Below are 17,689 nucleotides of genomic sequence, written 5' to 3'. Positions count from 1 at the left end.
TTCAAAATAAGAAAATATGGACGACTATCATTACCGGATCATTGAATTGATAAAATGCCGCTTTACGGGAGAAATAACCCGGGAGGAGGAAACGGAGTTATCCGAATGGATTCGACGAAATCCTAGTCATCAAGTTTTTTTTGATATGCAATACATGGAGATGGAGAATAGGAAACGGGAAGAGGTATTTGCGGAAATTGACGAAGAGAGGGCTTTGAGGTTTTTCGAACGAAAAATAGGATATCGACACCGTGTGTTCGTAAGAAGGTGGTTTGGGTATGTGGCAGCGGTCGCTGCATGTGCTATTGTGATGTTCATGTTGTATTTGCCCGGTCGTGACGGATTGAGGAGAGAACAGGAGCCGGTATCTATTACCGCGGGTAAGAAGCAAGCCACCTTGATTCTTTCGGGAGGGCAAAGTATGGTTTTGGGTAAACAGGATACCTTGAATGAAATTCTCGTGAATAATGGGGTAAAAGCTCTTGATGAGGAGGGATTGTTGATTTATCAAGATAATTCTGATAAGGTGGTGAAGCAACAATATAATGAATTGGTAACTCCTCGGGGTGGAGAGTTTCGAGTAACCCTGTCTGACGGGACGGTTGTGTATCTAAATGCGGATACTCGTTTGAGATATCCCGTGACATTTGTTTCCGATAAACGGGAGGTACATCTTTCGGGAGAGGCTTATTTTGAAGTGACTAAAGATACATTGAGGCCGTTTCACGTGATTACAGATGACGTGAATGTAAAAGTATACGGGACAGCGTTTAGCGTAAATACTCATCGGAAAGGAATTGTTCGAACCACGTTGGTGAACGGTAAGGTGGGAGTTACGATAGTTTCCACGGGGCAGGAAATGATGATGAGACCTAACCAGATGTTGGAGTATGATTCGGGAACCGGGAGTGTTAGACTGGAAGACGTGGATGTATATACTTATACCGCTTGGAAGTCCGGAGAGTTCGTGTTCGTGAACGATCGTTTGGAGGAGATCATGGAACAATTGAGTATATGGTATGATGCGAAGGTTTTCTATGCTAATGAAAAGGTGAAGAATTTGCGTTTCACCGGTGATGCGACTCGTTTCACGGAGATAAAGGATATACTAAGTATTCTTGAGAAGACCGGGAGTGTCGTGTTCGAGATGAATGGTAGAACGATTACGGTATACGGTAAAGAGTGATTTTTAATTAAAAAGGATAAAAATAGCCGAAAGTCGGTGGCTCGACGTTCGGCTGTAAAGGATAACTATATCATCCTTTTTCTATGTATAATTTTAATTTTCAAATTTATGAAAAAAAATCGAAAGCAGGCGCTCTTTTCTAGGTTAACAAACTTGAAAATAGCTAAACGAAGAATCGGGCTTTTGGGGCTGTGTTTTATTCTATGGATGCCGTTGATTTCCATGGGACAAAGCCAAAAAGTGACCATTCAGGTGAGTAAAGTCGATGTACGTGTTGTTTTTAAATCAATCAAGGAACAAACGGGGCTGAATTTCATGTACAATGCAGAGGAATTGAAAGTGATTAATCCGGTTTCTCTGGATTTGAAGAACGTGACGGTTGATTCCGTGATGAATCGTTTGCTAACAGGAACACAGTTCACGTACGTGTACGAGAATAACGCAATTGTGATTTCGAAAGAAAAACCGGGTGTTCGCAAACAGGATGATGTTTATATCGGAGAAGTTACGGATACGGACGGGAACCCGTTACCCGGTGTAACTGTTTTGTTAAAGGGAACGACAATCGGTACTTCCACGGATTTGGACGGGAGATTCAAGTTCCCGGCTGCAAAGGCAGGAAAGTCGATGCTGGTATTTTCGTTTATCGGTATGAAACCGGTGGAGAAAGAAATAACTCCGGGTAAAAAGATTGTCGTGGAGATGGAAGAAGAAACTAAAAACATCGAAGAGGTGGTTGTGAACGGTGTTTTCGAGCGTAAGGCGAATACTTTTACCGGTTCGGTCAAGACAATCAGTAGCGAGGAGTTGAAACGGGTAGGTAATTCGAATGTGTTGTCATCCTTGAAAAACCTTGATCCTTCGATCTTGTTTATTGATAATATGGCATTGGGTTCCGATCCGAATGCGGTGCCCGAGATCGTGTTGCGAGGTAAGTCGTCTATCAATATGGAAGGGACAGACCTGAAGGCCACGTATGAGAGTGATCCGAACGCTCCTCTTTTCGTGTTGGACGGTTTTGAAGTTTCCATTCAAAAAGTGATGGATTTGGATATGGATCGAGTGGAGAGCATGACGATTCTGAAGGATGCCTCTGCTAAGGCTATTTACGGTTCGAAGGCTGCTAATGGAGTGATTGTAATTGAATTAAAGAAAAATCCTTCCGGTGATTTGCGGGTGACGTATAATGGTAGTGTGTCTATCGAGGCTCCCGACTTGACTTCCTACAATTTGTGTAATGCGGCCGAAAAGCTGGAAATAGAGAAGGAATTCGGCATGTATGATGATGAAGAGGCAAATTATGACAACCAACGAATGGCGGAGAAAATTTACAATCAGAAACTTGCTGCCGTTGTGTCGGGTATTAATACAGACTGGCTATCTAAACCGGTACGATTGGGAATTGGTACGAAACATGGTATTTCCGTGGAGTTGGGAGATAGGGAGTTGAGGTCTATTATTGATTTGTCGTATAATAGTATCAAGGGGGTTATGAAAGGTTCCGATCGTACGACTATTTCCGGTGGTGTTTCTTTATCGTATCGTCGAGAGAAGTTCCTTTTCCGGAATCAAACGACTATTACTTCCAACGTGGCGAACGATTCACCTTACGGTTCGTTCAGTGAATACGCTGCTTTGAACCCTTATTATACGCCTTATGACCAGTATGGGAATATTTCTGAAAATATTGTTCCTCATTTGGATGCAGGAAACAGTGTCATGGTGAATAATTGGTATAAGGATATAGAATTTAAAGCCAATCCGCTTTATAATGCACAATTGAATACCTTGTTGCAGGATAAATATTTCGAGTTTATCAATAATTTTGAGATTCAGTGGTTTGCCTTTACAGGTATGAAGGTGACCGGACGTCTCGGTTTGACGGAGAAACGTAGTCGTGAGGATGATTTTTATCCATCCAATCATCTGAAATTTAGAAATATGACAGGTGAAGACCAGTATAAAAAAGGAACTTATAAACTGGTTAATGGCGAACAAAGTAATTTGGACGGGAAAATCGACGTGCAATATAGTCGGGAGTTTGCGACCCATCACACGATATACGTCAATGCAGGTTTTAATATAGGGCAAAGTAAGTATATTACGAATGAACATAACGCGGAGGGTTTCCCGAGCGATAAGATGAACGATATTATTTTTGCCCGCCAATACGTGGAAGACAGTAAACCCAAGGGGAGTGAAAGTACGACCCGTGAGGTGGGGTATTATTTGTCTTTGAATTATTCTTTTGACAATCGTCTCAATTTTGACGGGACTTTTCGCCAGAGTGCTTCCAGTCAGTATGGAGCCGACAGCCGTTGGGGAGAATTCTGGAGTTTCGGTGCCAGTTGGAACTTGCATAATGAGGCGTGGTTACAGGGAACAGATATCAGCCAGTTGAGGTTGAGGGCGACGACAGGTTCAACAGGTTCGCAGAGTACGGCGGCTTATAATGCCATCGCATCTTACAACTATTTTTTAGATAGTCATTACAATAATTTGTTAGGAGCCCAGTTGAAAGGGATGAGAAATGAAACCTTGAAATGGCAACAAAAGATGGAGTATAATTTTGGTCTTGACTTTAACTATAAGAACCGGTATGCCTTGTCTTTTGAATATTATATCCAGACGACCAACAATACGGTGAATCCTATCGACTTGGTTCCTTCTACAGGTTTTTCCACCGTGCAGGAAAATATCGGTAAGGTGGAAAACAAAGGGTTTGATGCTTCTATTTCAGCCATAGCCTGGCAACGTCCGTCGGATCGTTCCTATCTGCGTTTTTCGTTGATGATGTCGCATAATAAGAATACGTTAAAGGAAATTTCGGGTGCCATGAAATCTTACAACGAGCAACAGACTGCTTTAGCAACCAGTACGAATAAGCCGTTGAGTAAGTATTATGACGGAGTGTCTATGGATGCCATCTGGGCGGTGCCTTCATTGGGAATAGACCCGGCAACCGGGAAGGAGATTTATTTGGTTACGGACGAGAATGGTAACCAGTATCGTACGTTTAACTATGACGGAAACAAACAGGTTGTGTGCGGTGATGCCTTACCTAAAATCAACGGTAACGCTGGTATCAGTTTCGAGTATAAAGGATTAGGCTTTAATGCCGTGTGTACTTACAAGTGGGGAGGAAAGATGTATAACACAACTCTAGTTAATAAGGTGGAGAATGCAGATTTGAATAATAATGTTGACCGCCGTATTTTTACAGGCAGATGGAGAAAACCCGGAGATGTTTCTCCTTATAAGGCTTTGGGTAAAGTTTACGTGGCAGGACAGGATGAAATGGCTTCTCCCCAAACGTATCCGACGACTCGCTTCGTGCAGAAAAATAATGAATTGACGATTTCTTCTCTTCAGCTTTCTTATGACTTTTTCCGTCACGCATTTGTAAAACAAATAGGGTTGGAAAGAATCGTGTTGAGATGTACTGTCAATGATTTATATAAGTTTTCAACTATTAAAGTTGAACGGGGAACGGATTATCCGTTTGCCAGAACGTTTGACATGTCATTGTCCATTACTTTATAATTTGTACTATTAAAGCTAACAGATATGAAACATTCTCTATATATGAGCCTGGCAGCAGGTCTCGCTTTTACAATATCTTCCTGTTCCAACTGGTTGGACGTGCAGCCCAAGACGGAGGTCAAACAGGATAAAATGTTTGAAACAGAATCGGGTTTCAAAGATGCATTGGTCGGTTGTTATATGTTAATGGGAGATGCTTCTCTTTACGGGCGTGAGTTGACTTATACTTTTTTGGAGGTATTGGCCCAGCAGTATGAATTTGTAAATACTTTTAATCCATATCAAAACGTGAAGTTGTATTCCTACTCAACTTCCAACGTGGAAAGTATGATTAACGGTATTTGGTCAAAACAATACAAGGTTATTGCTAATTTAAACGCTATTTTGGAATATATCGAAGATGAAAAAAAGATCCTTCATCCAGTTAATTATGCTAATATCAAGGCGCAAGCGTTGGGGTTACGTGCTTTCCTGCATTTTGACCTGCTTCGTATGTTCGGTTGGGGAGATCTCGTGAATACACCGTCTAATCTGGATAAATTGTGTATTCCATACGTTACCAGGTATAGCAAGGAAACGACGAAGCAATCGACTGTCCGGGAAGTGTTGCAGTATATTCATGCAGATTTGGCGGTTGCCGAGGATTTGCTTGCTTATAATGATGTTTATCATCAAAAAACTCAGGATGAGGATTACGAACTTCCGAATGATGATGGTTTTTACGATACGCCTAGGGGATTTTTCAATTATTATGCGGCCAGGGCGACCCAGGCTCGGGTTTATATGTGGGAGGGAAAGTATGAGGCTGCATTGGAACGCGCTTCGTTTTTTACTAAATCTCCCAGCCCTATTTCTTGGGTAAATTTGGATCGGAGTGTTATAAATGCAACACAGACGACCCGTGATTTATCGTTTACTACCGAGCATATTTTCAGTTTAGATATACATAATATGTATGAATCTTTAAAAGATTATGTCGAGCAATTCAAGACACAATCAGGTATTAACGTGAGTGAAAATAACAAGTATTTTTTTCATACGGGAGCACGTGCCGATGAGTTGTTCGAGATTACTGCCGGTGGTGGAAATGACGTTCGTTATAATTATCTCTATGATCAGGTAGACAGGCAACATTATCTGTTCCTCAAATTGAAAGAGGAGCCGGAAACTCAATCGGCTTCTAAAAATAAAATGCCCATGATCAGAAAACCTGAAATGTATTATTATGCGGCAGAATGTTACAATCGGCTTAACGAGCCGAAGAAAGCTATTCAGTTGTTGAATGAGGTTCGACTGGCAAGAGGACTGGATATAAAAGATAATTTGCCTGAAACCCTGACCAAGGATGCGATCGAACAGGAGATCACGAAGGAATGGCGTAAAGAGTATATCGGGGAGGGGCAGATGTTTTACTATTACAAGCGTTTAGGACTTATTATTCCCAATGCCACGGCAGAAGGAGATAAAGCATTTATACTCCCTCTTCCCCGTACTGAAGTTGATTTGGGTGGTCGAGAAGATTATAAAAATGATGCAGAGTTATAATTATTAAAACAGAATCAGATGAAATTTAATGTATTTATAGGTTGTCTTGCACTAGTATCTTTCTTGTTCGGTTCTTGTGAGCGGGAAGGAGTAACGATGTATGAGGAATCTCCGACGGTTTATTTCGGGGAAAGTTACAGGTCATATACTTTTGTGGAGAATATGGATCGTATAAAAATAGGTTTCGATACGATAAAACTTCCGTTGCAAATTTCAGGTTCTGCCGTGGATCGGGTGCGGGAAGTTGTAATGGAAGCGGTTCTGGACGATACGTTGCACACGGCAGAAGCCGATATGTTTAGTGTTGGGAAAGGCTGTATCGAAGCAAACGAATACAAAGGGTATATTCCTCTTCGGGTGAATTATTTGCGGGTGTTGGATGATTCGGTATATCAAATTCGTCTTCGTTTAGTTGCTAATAAAGATTTTCCCGGGGTCGATTTGTACGGTTATACTTTTACAGTTTCTTTGACGAATAAACTTACGCAGCCTTCCAATTGGAGCAGAATAAAGAATTACTTCGGTCCTTACTCCAACTCCTGGTATCGTTTTATTCTGGAAACTACGGGGCTGACTTCTATTCCATACTGGAGTACGAATGGAAGTTCGGATAAAAATAATCCGGATCCGGAAAGATGGACCATGACTTTGTATGAAGTGAAAGCGTATGCCGCCATGGTAAAAGTTGCTTTGGAAGATTATAACCGAAAACATCCGCAAGATCCATTGAAACACGAGGATGGCGAAGAAAAAGGGAAACCGGTAACTATGCCTTAATAAATTCCGGAAGTGGTTAAATAACTAAAGATAGACACCATGAAAATGCAGAAAATTATATTATTTTTAGTATGCCTGACAGGTTTCTTACATTCCTGTTACGAGGATAAATCTTCTTTGAATTATACGTTGGTCAATCCTATCAATATAGATTTAGGAGGGGCAAATACGGAATATTCTGTTTTTGCTTATGATACGTTGGAAATCAAGCCGATCGTGTATAAAGAAGGTGTAAGTGATACAGAGTTATCATACCGTTGGACCGTGAGTGGTAATTATATCGTACCCACGGTATTGGACAGTACCATGACTTTGAAAGTACGTGTGGATTTACAACCTCAAACTATTGCCTATAATTTGCTATACGAGGTATGGGACAATACTACGGGCATCAAACAGGAACAAACTTTTAAGATAAAGGTTGAGACGCCTTTTGGTTCCGGCTTGGTTATCTCCGAGACTGAAGATGAACAAACTTCCGATATTTCTTTAATCCGTGCTTATTGTTTCAGTTCTGGTTTTAAGAAAGCTCAAGATACAACGATGCGTAATTTGTTTTCGTTAGTTAATAAACGGAAAATAGCCGGAGTGGGAACAGCGATTCTTTCTACGACTTACGGTGTTTATGGGCGTTTTATGACGATCGGTACCAATAGTAGTGTTGACAGGATTGATCCCTTCGATTATAGTTACATAGATGGGAACGGGAGTAGTTTTATGATTGATCCCAAAAATTATAATGTAACGAGTCTAGGTTTTTCTTCTAACGCGGGATGTATAGAAACTATTGTTATCGGGGGTAAATTATATACACATTACTATCAAACACAGGCAATCCATACTTTTTCATATTATCTGTTGACCAGTGATATGTCGGATTACCGGGTTGGTTTGGCAACACAACCGGAATGGGCTTACGGGTTGTGTTTTGATGAGATGAATGGCCGTTTCCTGGAAATTCAAGGAACGAAATATCTTCGTGTGATAAACAGTAAGAAATTGGAGCCGGATGCAGCTTTTGATCCAAATAAATTACAGGATTTTACCTGTCGTGCCATGTTCTCCGGCAGAAATAATATTACTCACAATATTCTTCAAGAGAAAGATCCCGTGACAGGAAAGCCGAAGCTTGACGGTAAGATTTATTGTTATGATACAAAACAGGAGTATTATTATAATGATCCAGATTTGATTAATGGTATGCCTTCTAAAATTATAGATCTGAACGGTTTTCCGGATATCCAGAAAGCTCTTTTCTTTAGTGGCACGAATAACCGGGACTATATTTATTATGCCACGGAAGATAAGATTTATACCATTAATCTGATTATGAATGTCGTGACGGAGGATTATGTTGTACCAACGACGGAGTCATCGGATGAAGTTATTACTTCTATGGCAGTTTGGTTAGGTTATGGCTCGATGAATTTTACAAACAATCAGGGAGAAATGGGAACGACCAGTTCTGCTAACAATATGTTGGTTGTCACAACGTATAGTCCTTCTTTAAAAGAAGGATTTGTCAGGACGCTTCCGATTTCTATTTATACCGGCCGTATTGAAGCGAACAAAGACTATCATGGCATGTTCCGTGGTTTCGGTAGAATTACGGCAACGACTTCGCAAAAGGATTAATTGTAAAAATAAAGGATTATGAAATATAAATATATTATATATTTGCTTGTTTGCATTATGGTAACTGTTGCCTGTAACGAGGAAAGTAAATACAATACTCCGGATGAATTTCAATATTCACCGAAGAAAAATGCTTTTCGGGTTACCAAAATATCAGGAACTAATAGCCACTGGGGGAAATTTACTCTTACAATGGAGTACGATAAAGAAGAGTTGTCGAATATTACTCGTACAAACGCGACTAATGATACCGTTGGAGGTATAGGAATAATTCGAAGTACAAGTAGTATTACTTATGAATTGCAAGATTGGATTCCAAGTATTGATAATGATTCTATTCATCGTATGGATTCTATTTTGAGTGCTAAGTATGGTACGGGAAATTATCAGCTGTGGGATAGTCTTCCTAAATCGGCTCAAGCTATTTTGCGAACAACTGTTTATACAAATACGAATGGTAGTATAAAAAAATTATCAATCCAAAGTTATCAACCGAACGAGAAAAGCGAGGTTGTGGGGGATGATTTTGCCTATAATTATATATTGAAAACGACAACTGCGAGTACTTATGAGTATGATGTAAATAGTAATATTTGTATAAATCGGATCATGTATGATGTACATGACCCGGTAGATAAAGAAATATATGAACGTTCTTTGTATAAGACTGAAACCGAATATGGTGGTGATAAAATCAAAACTTTAACATGGTTTACTGTTCCCGGAGGAGCGGGTTTCACGGAGTATAACCGTTATAATTATACTTATAATGATAATCGGTTGACTGCTATTAACGGGACTGATTTCACAAGGACTTTTACTTATAGCGGTAATCAAGTGACGGTTAAAACAAATAATTCCGAAGTTGCCATTTATGAATTGGATAGTAATGGCAATGTGGTTAAAATGGATGATGGCAAAGGGAATGTATATACAATAGAGTATGAACCCGGACACGGTAATTTTAGTCATGTATTTGTATCTGTCAGCGAACAGATGACTAACCCGTTTTTTATAAAATAAAAGCGACTTGAGGATCTGGGAGATATTATTTTAAAGTTTCAAACGAGATAATTGAATTATCTGCCATTGAATTTCGAAAGGAATGAGTTTAGATTTATATCGGCTCATTCCTTTTTTTGTTAAAATAGGGATGAGTTGGCATATGAATCTGTTATATTTGTGCTATAATCATTAAATAGTAGCTTATGAAAAAGGTTGTGTGGTTTGTATTGGTGTTTACCTTGTTCGGGTGTTCCGGTAATGGAGAGAAATTCGATGGTGTGTTTGAAGGGAGACCTCGTGTAAATCCGCCTTACGTGGTGGGAAATTATCCTGGTACGGAGTTTATTTTTGCAATTCCGACATCGGGGGAAAGGCCGATGACGTGGACCGTGGAGGGGTTACCGGAAGGATTGACATTGAACGAAAAGACCGGGATTATCCGGGGTGTCGTGAAAGAGGCGGGGGATTACGGGGTGAAAATTACCGCAAAGAATGCCCACGGGAGTCAGGTTAGCGAGTTGCAAATTCGGATCGGGAAGGAGTTGGCATTAACTCCGGTGATGGGATGGAATAGTTGGAATACTTTCGGTCAGCATTTGACGGAAGCTCTGATTATCGAGACGGCAGAGGCTCTGATTGCGAATGGGATGAGGGATTTGGGGTATAACTACATTAATATTGATGATTTGTGGCAGTTGAAAGAGAGGGGGGCGGACGGCCATATCGTGATTGATTCAACAAAATTCCCAAGGGGGATTAAATATGTTGCCGACTATTTGCATGAGAGGGGATTCCGTTTGGGAATCTATTCGGATGCATCGAAATATACTTGTGCGGGAGTATGTGGGAGTTTGGGATACGAGGAGGTTGATGCCCGGGATTTTGCCGAATGGGGTGTGGATTTGTTGAAATACGATTATTGCGGGGCTCCGGCTTCAAGAGATACGGCTATCGTGCGTTACCGGAAGATGGGGGAGGCTTTGCGGGCTACGGATCGTTCCATTATTTACAATATTTGTGAATGGGGCCGTCGGAAACCATGGGAATGGGCGAAGGAAGTCGGGGGACATTACTGGCGTACCACGGAGGATATTCGTGACGCTTGGGATCTGCGGGAGTCGGGTACCGGATTGTACGGGATTATGGATATTATTGACGTGAACGGGGAACTGGCCGATTACGCGGGACCCGGTTTCTGGAATGATCCGGACATGCTTGTCGTGGGAATATTCGGGAATAGTTCGAGTATTAATTCTGGAAAAGTGCAATATGGCTGTACGTTGAAGGAATATCGTACACACATGAGTATGTGGTGTATGATGGCTGCTCCTTTGTTGAGTGGCAATGACGTGCGGAATATGCCGGATTCGGTTCTGAATATTTTGACAAATCCGGAGATTATTGCTATTAATCAGGATCAATTGGGGATACAAGGGAAAATGGTAAAGAAAGAGGGGGATTGTGAGATTTGGATAAAACCGCTTTACAAGGGTGAAGTTGCTTTAGCCGTGATGAACCGGGGGGAGCAAGCTGAAAAAGTAGAAGTACCTTTACAGCTTGCCGGCTTTGTGAATAAAGCATTGGTCCGAGACGTGTGGTTACATCGGGATCTCGGGGAATACGAATCTTTGAAGTTGGATTTGGAGCCACACGTGACGGTTGTGTTGCGTTTAACGCAACACTAAGAAGGACGACAATATATCGCGTGGCCTTTCATTTGCGGTGAAAATTCTGGTGTAAAGTGTTACTCACGTGTATTACTCTTACGGGATTCTTGGTAAATGTAGAATCAAATACAAGGAGTACACTATCCGGTTGTCCGGGAAGAATGATGCCTGCCCAAAAGGTTCCCTCGTCTTCGTCTTGGCGCATAGTGATGGTGGCGGAATGTTCACCTGTTTCTTCATAGTCGAAGAAGGAGGCACGCGGGGCAATTCTTTCCACCTTCACCGACTCTTGTTCCTTTTCTATCGGGTAGGAGGGAGTTTCTGTCCGGCTTGTCGTGAATCCTTTGTCTAAAAAATAAAGAAATGCAAAAAATGCGATTAACATGAATACAATGATGAATGCAAAATGTTTTAGTTCCATGACTTTAATTTTAAATGTTAATTTTTTACCTATTCCATTATTGAAATAATTTATCAAAAGTATACTAAAAAATAAGAAGAAAACATAGGAAATATGATAAAATTATGAGAATTTTGGATGAAGAATTTATTTCGAGTTGATCTCGGCGGGTAAAATAAGTCTTGTTTTTGCGATTGGGATTAATTTGTATACCTTTGCCCAAGTTGAAGAGTGAAGTAAGTGATCAACAAGTGTATGGAAAGCAATGTCGGAGATAAGTTAGTGGGTTTTAGGAATGGTGATGAAAGTGCATTTCGTTATTATTACGATATGTATTATAATGCTTTATGCTTATTTGGGGTACGAATGTTGAGAGATGAGGAAGTCGTGGAGGATATTACTCAGGATGTGTTTGTTAATTTGTGGAAAGCGAGGGAGACAATAGAGTCGGTTTTGCATTTGAAAATGTACCTGTACCAATCCATGCGGCACCGTTGTTTGAATTATATCCGGGTGAAGAAGTTGGAGGAGGACTACCGGGTGGAATATGCATTACTCAAGTCAGAAGAGGGATTTGGAGATGCTGTCGTGGAGGAAGAGGTGCATCGGGTGGTGATGGAAGAAATTGATAGTCTACCACAGGAACAACGTCGGGTGATTCTTTTACATCTGGAAGGGAAGAATAATATTGAAATAGCGGAGGTCATGGAAGTTTCCGTGAACACGGTAAAAACGCATAAAGCCCGAGCCCGTCAGCAGTTGAAAACGAAGTTGCAGGATCTTTTCGTGATAACTTTTATTCTAGGGTTATAATTTTGTGATACAGTCATTTGTAAATATTGGGCAATGAAAATTATCAAGTGCCGTTCTTTAATATTTGAAAAAAATAAAAAATAATTTGATTTCTTGTCATCCTCTTGCCCGACATCTTTGTATTAAGAGTAGTTATTGGGATAATAATCCATAATAATAATTTGGACTATGGACAAAGATTTAGGGATATCAATCGAGGAAAAGGTTCTCCGGATAAAGGCTTATTTGGATGAAACGTTGACACCGGAAGAGGAGGTAGAATTCCGGCAATGGTTAGATGCATCCGTGTCGAACCGGATTTTACTGGATCGAATACGGGATGAACGTAGTTTGGTGGACAAGATTCGTTTTGCGGAAAGGTGTGACAAGGAAAAAGGTTGGTGTAATATTCAAAAAAAGATAAAAAAACGTCCGACTATTTTTATTCGTTTTATGCGTTATGTGGCCGTATTGATTGCTATTGTAGTGATTGGTATTGCTGTTTATCAGGTGGGAGATAACCCAAAAGAGGGAGATAGTGAGTTCTTGGCTCGGGAACAACCTGTGCCTACAAAGGGGGGATACAAAGCATACTTGGAGTTAGCTACCGGGGAGCGTTGGATGCTGGATAGTATAAGCAAGGTGACGACCCGGGTTGAAGGAGCCGTGATAAAGGCTGAAGATAAAGGAACCGTGATCATTGATGAACAAAGAACAGATTCTATCATTGAAAAAATGGAATATAACCGACTTGTTATTCCCCGGGGAGGAGAGTACAAGATCGTGTTGGCAGACGGGAGTCAGGTGTGGATTAATTCGCAATCAGTGTTAGAATTTCCTGCCCGTTTCGTGGGGAAAGAACGTCGGGTTAAATTGACGGGAGAAGCTTATTTTGACGTTTCTAAGGATGTGGAAAAACCTTTTGTTGTGGAGGTTGGAGATAAAGAAGTTCAGGTGTTGGGGACGAGTTTCAACGTGAATGATTATGACGGTAAGTTTATGACAACGCTGGTGACTGGAAAAGTGCAAGTGTCTGTCAATGATAAGAATTATATTCTTACACCTTCCATGCAGGTTCGGATAGAGGGGAATGATATTCTTGTTGGGAAGGTGGATGTGAGGGAATTTACGGCTTGGAAAGACGGGTTGTTTGTTTTTAAAAAGCAGAAATTACGAGAGGTGATGGATATATTGTCTCGTTGGTATGATGTTGATGTCTTTTATCAAAATTTAGAATTGCAGAATTTGCATTTTACGGGAACCATACAACGGCATAGTGAAATCTCTGGCGTGTTGAAATTTTTGGAAAAGACAGATATCGTAAAATTCACGTTAAATGGGAAAACGTTAATAGTGTCTAAATAAAAAGCTGTTGAAAAATTAGGCCCTTTTCAACAGCTTGAATGAACAACTGAGTGTTTCATCTTTTAGTAGAACAAATTTATGAGAAAAAATCGACAAATACGATTTTTGAGAAATCGTATTTTAAAAAAAGTAGTGAACATTATGAAATTGACATTCATTTTGTTGTTTATCAGTTTTATGCAGGTGTCAGCAACCCTGTATTCTCAAAATGATAGAGTTTCCATTCAAGTAAAAGGAGGCTTGATAGAGGACGTTTTTCGATTGATAGAACGGCAATCTAATTATGTATTTGTGTACAACCACGAACAAGTGAGTAGGGTGAAGAAACTTTCGCTTGATTTCAAAAACAAGAGTGTTGCAGAGGTACTTGACGAGTGTTTGAAAGATTCGGGTTTATATTACGAATTTTTAGATAATACAATTGTTATTCGTGGTTTAGGTGAATCGGGAGGAAACGAAAAGGAGGTGAAAGGAAGAGTTATTCAAGGGGTGGTTACGGATTCGCAAAAAGGGCCTTTGCCGGGGGTTTCGGTATTAATTAAGGGAACTTCTCTGGGAGTGGTGACGAATACGGAAGGTTTATATCGAATTTCATTACCCGATAATCAAAAAGATATAACATTAATCTTTTCTTTTATAGGGATGCAAACCAAACAAATTAAAGTTGCTTTGCAAGACACGATTAATGTGGTACTGGAAGAAAATTTACACGAATTAGACGAGGTTGTTTCTTATGGATATTATCAGGTTGATAAGCGTCACATGACGAGTTCTGTGACCTCTTTGAAAATGGATGATATCATGCAGCCTGGTGTAAGTACGGTTGATCAGATGTTGGAAGGGCGTGTTCCTGGGATGATTTTTATGCAAAATTCAGGACAAGTAGGTGCTACACCTAAGATCAAAATTCGTGGTACAACAACAATTCTGGGTTCTCAAGCTCCGTTATGGGTTGTGGATGGTGTAATTTTGTCTGATCCGGTGAATATTGATCCCACGTCGATTAACGATTTGGATTTCGTGAATTTATTGGGGAATGCGATTTCAGGAATCAATCCTGATGATATTGATCAGATCGACGTGTTGAAAGATGCTTCTGCCACGGCTATTTATGGACCAAGAGCATCTAACGGAGTGATTGTGATTACAACGAAAAAAGGAAAAGTAGGTGCACCTTCAGTTTCTTATTCTTTGACGGGAACTTTTCGTCAGCGTCCTCGCTACACGGATCGAGCAGTCAATGTTATGAATTCCCAAGAAAGAATAGATTATTCTAGAGATGTGATAAAGAACCAACTGAATGTACCGAATTTGGATAGCTGGGTAGGATACGAGGCTGCTTATTATGACTATAGTACAGGTAAGATTAATTATCAAGAGTTTTTGGATCAGGTTCGAGAGATGGAAACAGTGAATACGGATTGGTTGGGAATTTTAATGCAGGATTCTTATTCCCATTCTCATTCATTGAATGTTTCCGGGGGAACTGATCATATCCGTTACTATGCATCTCTGGGATATAATGATGAAAACGGTAATATTCGGGGAGAAAGTAGCGACCGTTATTCAGCAATGGCTAGCTTGAATTTGAATTATAACAGGTTTATGATGCAATTTAAGTTGAATGGTAGCACGATGAAGAGAGAATATACTCCGGCAGAGGTTGGAGTGACAACCTATGCTTATAACACGTCTCGTAGTGTTCCTGCTTATGATGAGAACGGGGAGTTATGGTTTTATCAAAAAAATAATGTTAGTTATGACCAACCTTTTAGTATTATAAACGAGCGGAAAAATTCGTATGATAAAATCAATACGGAACAACTAGGTTTGAATGTGTCTTTGGAGTATCGCTTATTGCAGAGTTTAAAGGTGGGTGTTTTTTGTTCGTATAATGTATCTAATTCAAGCGAAGATGTGTATTTTGCTGATAACACGTGGTACATAGCAGATTTGAAGAAAGCAAGTATGTCCACGGGTGAGATTGATATAACCACAACGTTGTGTCCGGTGGGAGGAGAATTACGAATGGATAATACGAAGAATGAAAATTACAGTTTACGTGGGACGCTTACGTTTAATAAGGCCATGGATAAAGAATTAAATCATGTGCTTTCTGCTTCTTTAATCGGAGAATTAAGTTCATCGAAATACACAGGTTTTAAGATTACAAAGCGAGGATATATGCCAGATCGCGGGATGATTTTTAATAAGCTTGAAACAATGAATAAAGATAATTTGTACACGGCGTATAACGAATGGTTGTTAACAGATGACGCTATGGGGGTCATGAAAGATAATTTAACGAATTTGGTTGGACTTGTCGGATCTTTCGTGTATTCTTACAAAAATTCTTATATTTTTAATGTGAATGGGAGAATTGATTTCTCGAACAAATTTGGTGATGCGAGTAATGATAAATTGTTGCCAATTTGGTCTGTTTCAGGTCGTTGGAATATGCACGAAAACGTGTTGAAGAATGTGGGTTGGATAGATATGTTGGCGTTGAAGATGTCTTTTGGCTATCAAGGAAATATGTCTGCATTGGATTCTCCTCGGCTGATTATAAAGAAAGAGGGAATGGATAACTCTTTTAAAGAATTATATTCAACAATTGCTAATTACCCAAATCCTAATTTGAAATGGGAGAAAACTTCTACTTATAATATTGATGTTGATTTCTCATTATTAAATCGTAAAATAAGAGGAACGATCGGGTATTATTATCGATATACGAGAGATGCTTTTCTTTCTAAAAAAGTGTCAGTTGTGAATGGCGTTGAAGTTTATACGGTTAATGAGGGTAATTTGCGGAATCAAGGATATGAATTGACGTTGAATTTTATGCCAGTGAATACGGCAACTTCGCTCAATGGGCAACAGAGAGGGGTTGTTTGGCGATTTGATCCTAATTTTGGATCGGTTTTCAATCAATTAATAGATAAAGTAAAACGTAAAGATCGGGTTTTACAAGATGAAGTAAAATATGAAGATTATTTGAATGGTAAGGTGCAGGTTGCCGGACGTCCGGTAAATACATTCTATTCTTACAGATTTAAAGGATTAAATCCGGAAAATGGTTCTCCGATGTTTTATGGAACGGATAAAACTACAATGGTTAATGGGGAGGAAAAATTGACAAAAGAGATTTATGGAGAAATGGACCGGGAGGATGTGTGGTTAACGGTTATGGAACATTCGGGAGCGCGTGAACCGTTTTTACAAGGGAGTGTTAGCAATTATTTAGGATGGAGAAATTTAGGACTTTCGTTTAATTTGGCGTATAGTGTTGGTTCAAAAATACGTTTGTTTAGAATGTTCCCGAATGATGGAGTCGTTGTCGGTCCGGAAAAGAATCTGCGACGGGAATTCGTTAATCGTTGGAGACAGCCAGGGGATGAGAAATATACAAACGTACCTGGAATATTAACTGGAAGTGCTTGGAATGATGCTAGATGGCCTTGGTGGGCTACTGAACCGTATAAATTTTCTAATAATTTGTGGGAAATGTATGATTTCTCGAATATTCGGGTTGTATCTGGCAATTATTTGAAATTATCAAGTCTTTCTTTGCGTTATGTCGTGCCGGAATATATTTGCAAAAAAATGCGAGTTAAATCTCTGTATGTTAATTTGAGCGGAACAAATTTGTTTACTATATGTAGTCGAAAATTAAAAGGACAGGATCCGTCGCAGTCAGGCTCGACATCTTTGATAAATCTTTCCGTGCGTCCGACGTATTCGCTACAATTGAATGTGACATTTTAAGTGATG

At 39.9% G+C, this 17,689-nt stretch carries 11 protein-coding genes; 10 read left to right on the top strand and 1 reads right to left on the bottom strand.

Annotation, left to right across the window (positions count from 1 at the left end; all coding sequences use genetic code 11):
• The first annotated feature begins 16 nt into the window (after positions 1 to 16).
• The 7 genes from DWW52_RS17895 to DWW52_RS17865 all read left to right on the top strand — a co-directional run bounded on the left by DWW52_RS17895 (position 17) and on the right by DWW52_RS17865 (position 11,376).
• On the top strand, positions 17 to 1,186 hold the full coding sequence (locus tag DWW52_RS17895) for a FecR family protein (RefSeq protein ID WP_118716947.1): 1,170 nt from the start codon (positions 17 to 19) through the stop codon (positions 1,184 to 1,186).
• 108 nt (positions 1,187 to 1,294) lie between these two features.
• Positions 1,295 to 4,729, top strand: coding sequence for a SusC/RagA family TonB-linked outer membrane protein (locus DWW52_RS17890; RefSeq protein ID WP_118716945.1), 3,435 nt, complete (start codon positions 1,295 to 1,297; stop codon positions 4,727 to 4,729).
• A 24-nt stretch (positions 4,730 to 4,753) separates the two neighbouring features.
• Complete coding sequence (locus DWW52_RS17885) at positions 4,754 to 6,274, top strand: RagB/SusD family nutrient uptake outer membrane protein (protein WP_118716943.1); 1,521 nt, start codon at positions 4,754 to 4,756, stop codon at positions 6,272 to 6,274.
• A gap of 18 nt (positions 6,275 to 6,292) precedes the next feature.
• Positions 6,293 to 7,051, top strand: coding sequence for a DUF4843 domain-containing protein (locus DWW52_RS17880; protein WP_118716941.1), 759 nt, complete (start codon positions 6,293 to 6,295; stop codon positions 7,049 to 7,051).
• A gap of 39 nt (positions 7,052 to 7,090) precedes the next feature.
• A complete protein-coding gene (locus tag DWW52_RS17875) occupies positions 7,091 to 8,686 on the top strand; it encodes a PKD-like family lipoprotein (RefSeq protein ID WP_118716939.1) in 1,596 nt (531 codons plus the stop codon).
• Positions 8,687 to 8,704: 18 nt separating this feature from the next.
• Positions 8,705 to 9,709, top strand: a complete 1,005-nt coding sequence (locus DWW52_RS17870) for a hypothetical protein (RefSeq protein ID WP_118716937.1) — start codon at positions 8,705 to 8,707, stop codon at positions 9,707 to 9,709.
• Between the two features lie 185 nt (positions 9,710 to 9,894).
• On the top strand, positions 9,895 to 11,376 hold the full coding sequence (locus DWW52_RS17865) for a putative Ig domain-containing protein (RefSeq protein WP_118716935.1): 1,482 nt from the start codon (positions 9,895 to 9,897) through the stop codon (positions 11,374 to 11,376).
• A 28-nt stretch (positions 11,377 to 11,404) separates the two neighbouring features.
• Here DWW52_RS17865 and DWW52_RS17860 read toward each other — a convergent pair whose 3' ends face one another.
• Positions 11,405 to 11,779 carry a hypothetical protein gene (locus tag DWW52_RS17860; protein WP_118716933.1) on the bottom strand — a complete coding sequence of 125 codons (375 nt, stop codon included), beginning with the start codon at positions 11,777 to 11,779 and terminating at the stop codon, positions 11,405 to 11,407.
• Between the two features lie 234 nt (positions 11,780 to 12,013).
• Between DWW52_RS17860 and DWW52_RS17855 the strand changes: the two genes are divergently transcribed.
• The 3 genes from DWW52_RS17855 (at position 12,014) to DWW52_RS17845 (ending at position 17,683) form a co-directional block, all read left to right on the top strand.
• Entirely contained in the window at positions 12,014 to 12,571 is a 558-nt protein-coding gene (locus DWW52_RS17855; protein WP_118716931.1) for an RNA polymerase sigma factor, read from the top strand.
• Between the two features lie 168 nt (positions 12,572 to 12,739).
• Positions 12,740 to 13,915 (top strand): FecR family protein, encoded by a 1,176-nt coding sequence (locus DWW52_RS17850; protein ID WP_118716929.1) that lies wholly within the window; start codon positions 12,740 to 12,742, stop codon positions 13,913 to 13,915.
• Between the two features lie 141 nt (positions 13,916 to 14,056).
• Entirely contained in the window at positions 14,057 to 17,683 is a 3,627-nt protein-coding gene (locus DWW52_RS17845) for a SusC/RagA family TonB-linked outer membrane protein (protein WP_233556975.1), read from the top strand.
• Positions 17,684 to 17,689: the final 6 nt, after the last annotated feature.

Origin of the sequence: Odoribacter sp. AF15-53 (genome assembly GCF_003479425.1) — a bacterium.
Taxonomy (GTDB): domain Bacteria; phylum Bacteroidota; class Bacteroidia; order Bacteroidales; family Marinifilaceae; genus Butyricimonas.
Note: the sequence above shows the minus strand (reverse complement) of the source record. Positions and strands in the feature narration are given on the sequence as shown.

Bases quoted from the DNA above. Each gene is read 5' to 3' on its own strand.
- DWW52_RS17895 (WP_118716947.1), top strand. From the start codon at position 17: ATGGACGACTATCATTACCGGATCATTGAATTGATAAAATGCCGCTTT.
- DWW52_RS17890 (WP_118716945.1), top strand. From the start codon at position 1,295: ATGAAAAAAAATCGAAAGCAGGCGCTCTTTTCTAGGTTAACAAACTTG.
- DWW52_RS17885 (WP_118716943.1), top strand. From the start codon at position 4,754: ATGAAACATTCTCTATATATGAGCCTGGCAGCAGGTCTCGCTTTTACA.
- DWW52_RS17880 (WP_118716941.1), top strand. From the start codon at position 6,293: ATGAAATTTAATGTATTTATAGGTTGTCTTGCACTAGTATCTTTCTTG.
- DWW52_RS17875 (WP_118716939.1), top strand. From the start codon at position 7,091: ATGAAAATGCAGAAAATTATATTATTTTTAGTATGCCTGACAGGTTTC.
- DWW52_RS17870 (WP_118716937.1), top strand. From the start codon at position 8,705: ATGAAATATAAATATATTATATATTTGCTTGTTTGCATTATGGTAACT.
- DWW52_RS17865 (WP_118716935.1), top strand. From the start codon at position 9,895: ATGAAAAAGGTTGTGTGGTTTGTATTGGTGTTTACCTTGTTCGGGTGT.
- DWW52_RS17860 (WP_118716933.1), bottom strand. From the start codon at position 11,779: ATGGAACTAAAACATTTTGCATTCATCATTGTATTCATGTTAATCGCA.
- DWW52_RS17855 (WP_118716931.1), top strand. From the start codon at position 12,014: ATGGAAAGCAATGTCGGAGATAAGTTAGTGGGTTTTAGGAATGGTGAT.
- DWW52_RS17850 (WP_118716929.1), top strand. From the start codon at position 12,740: ATGGACAAAGATTTAGGGATATCAATCGAGGAAAAGGTTCTCCGGATA.
- DWW52_RS17845 (WP_233556975.1), top strand. From the start codon at position 14,057: ATGAAATTGACATTCATTTTGTTGTTTATCAGTTTTATGCAGGTGTCA.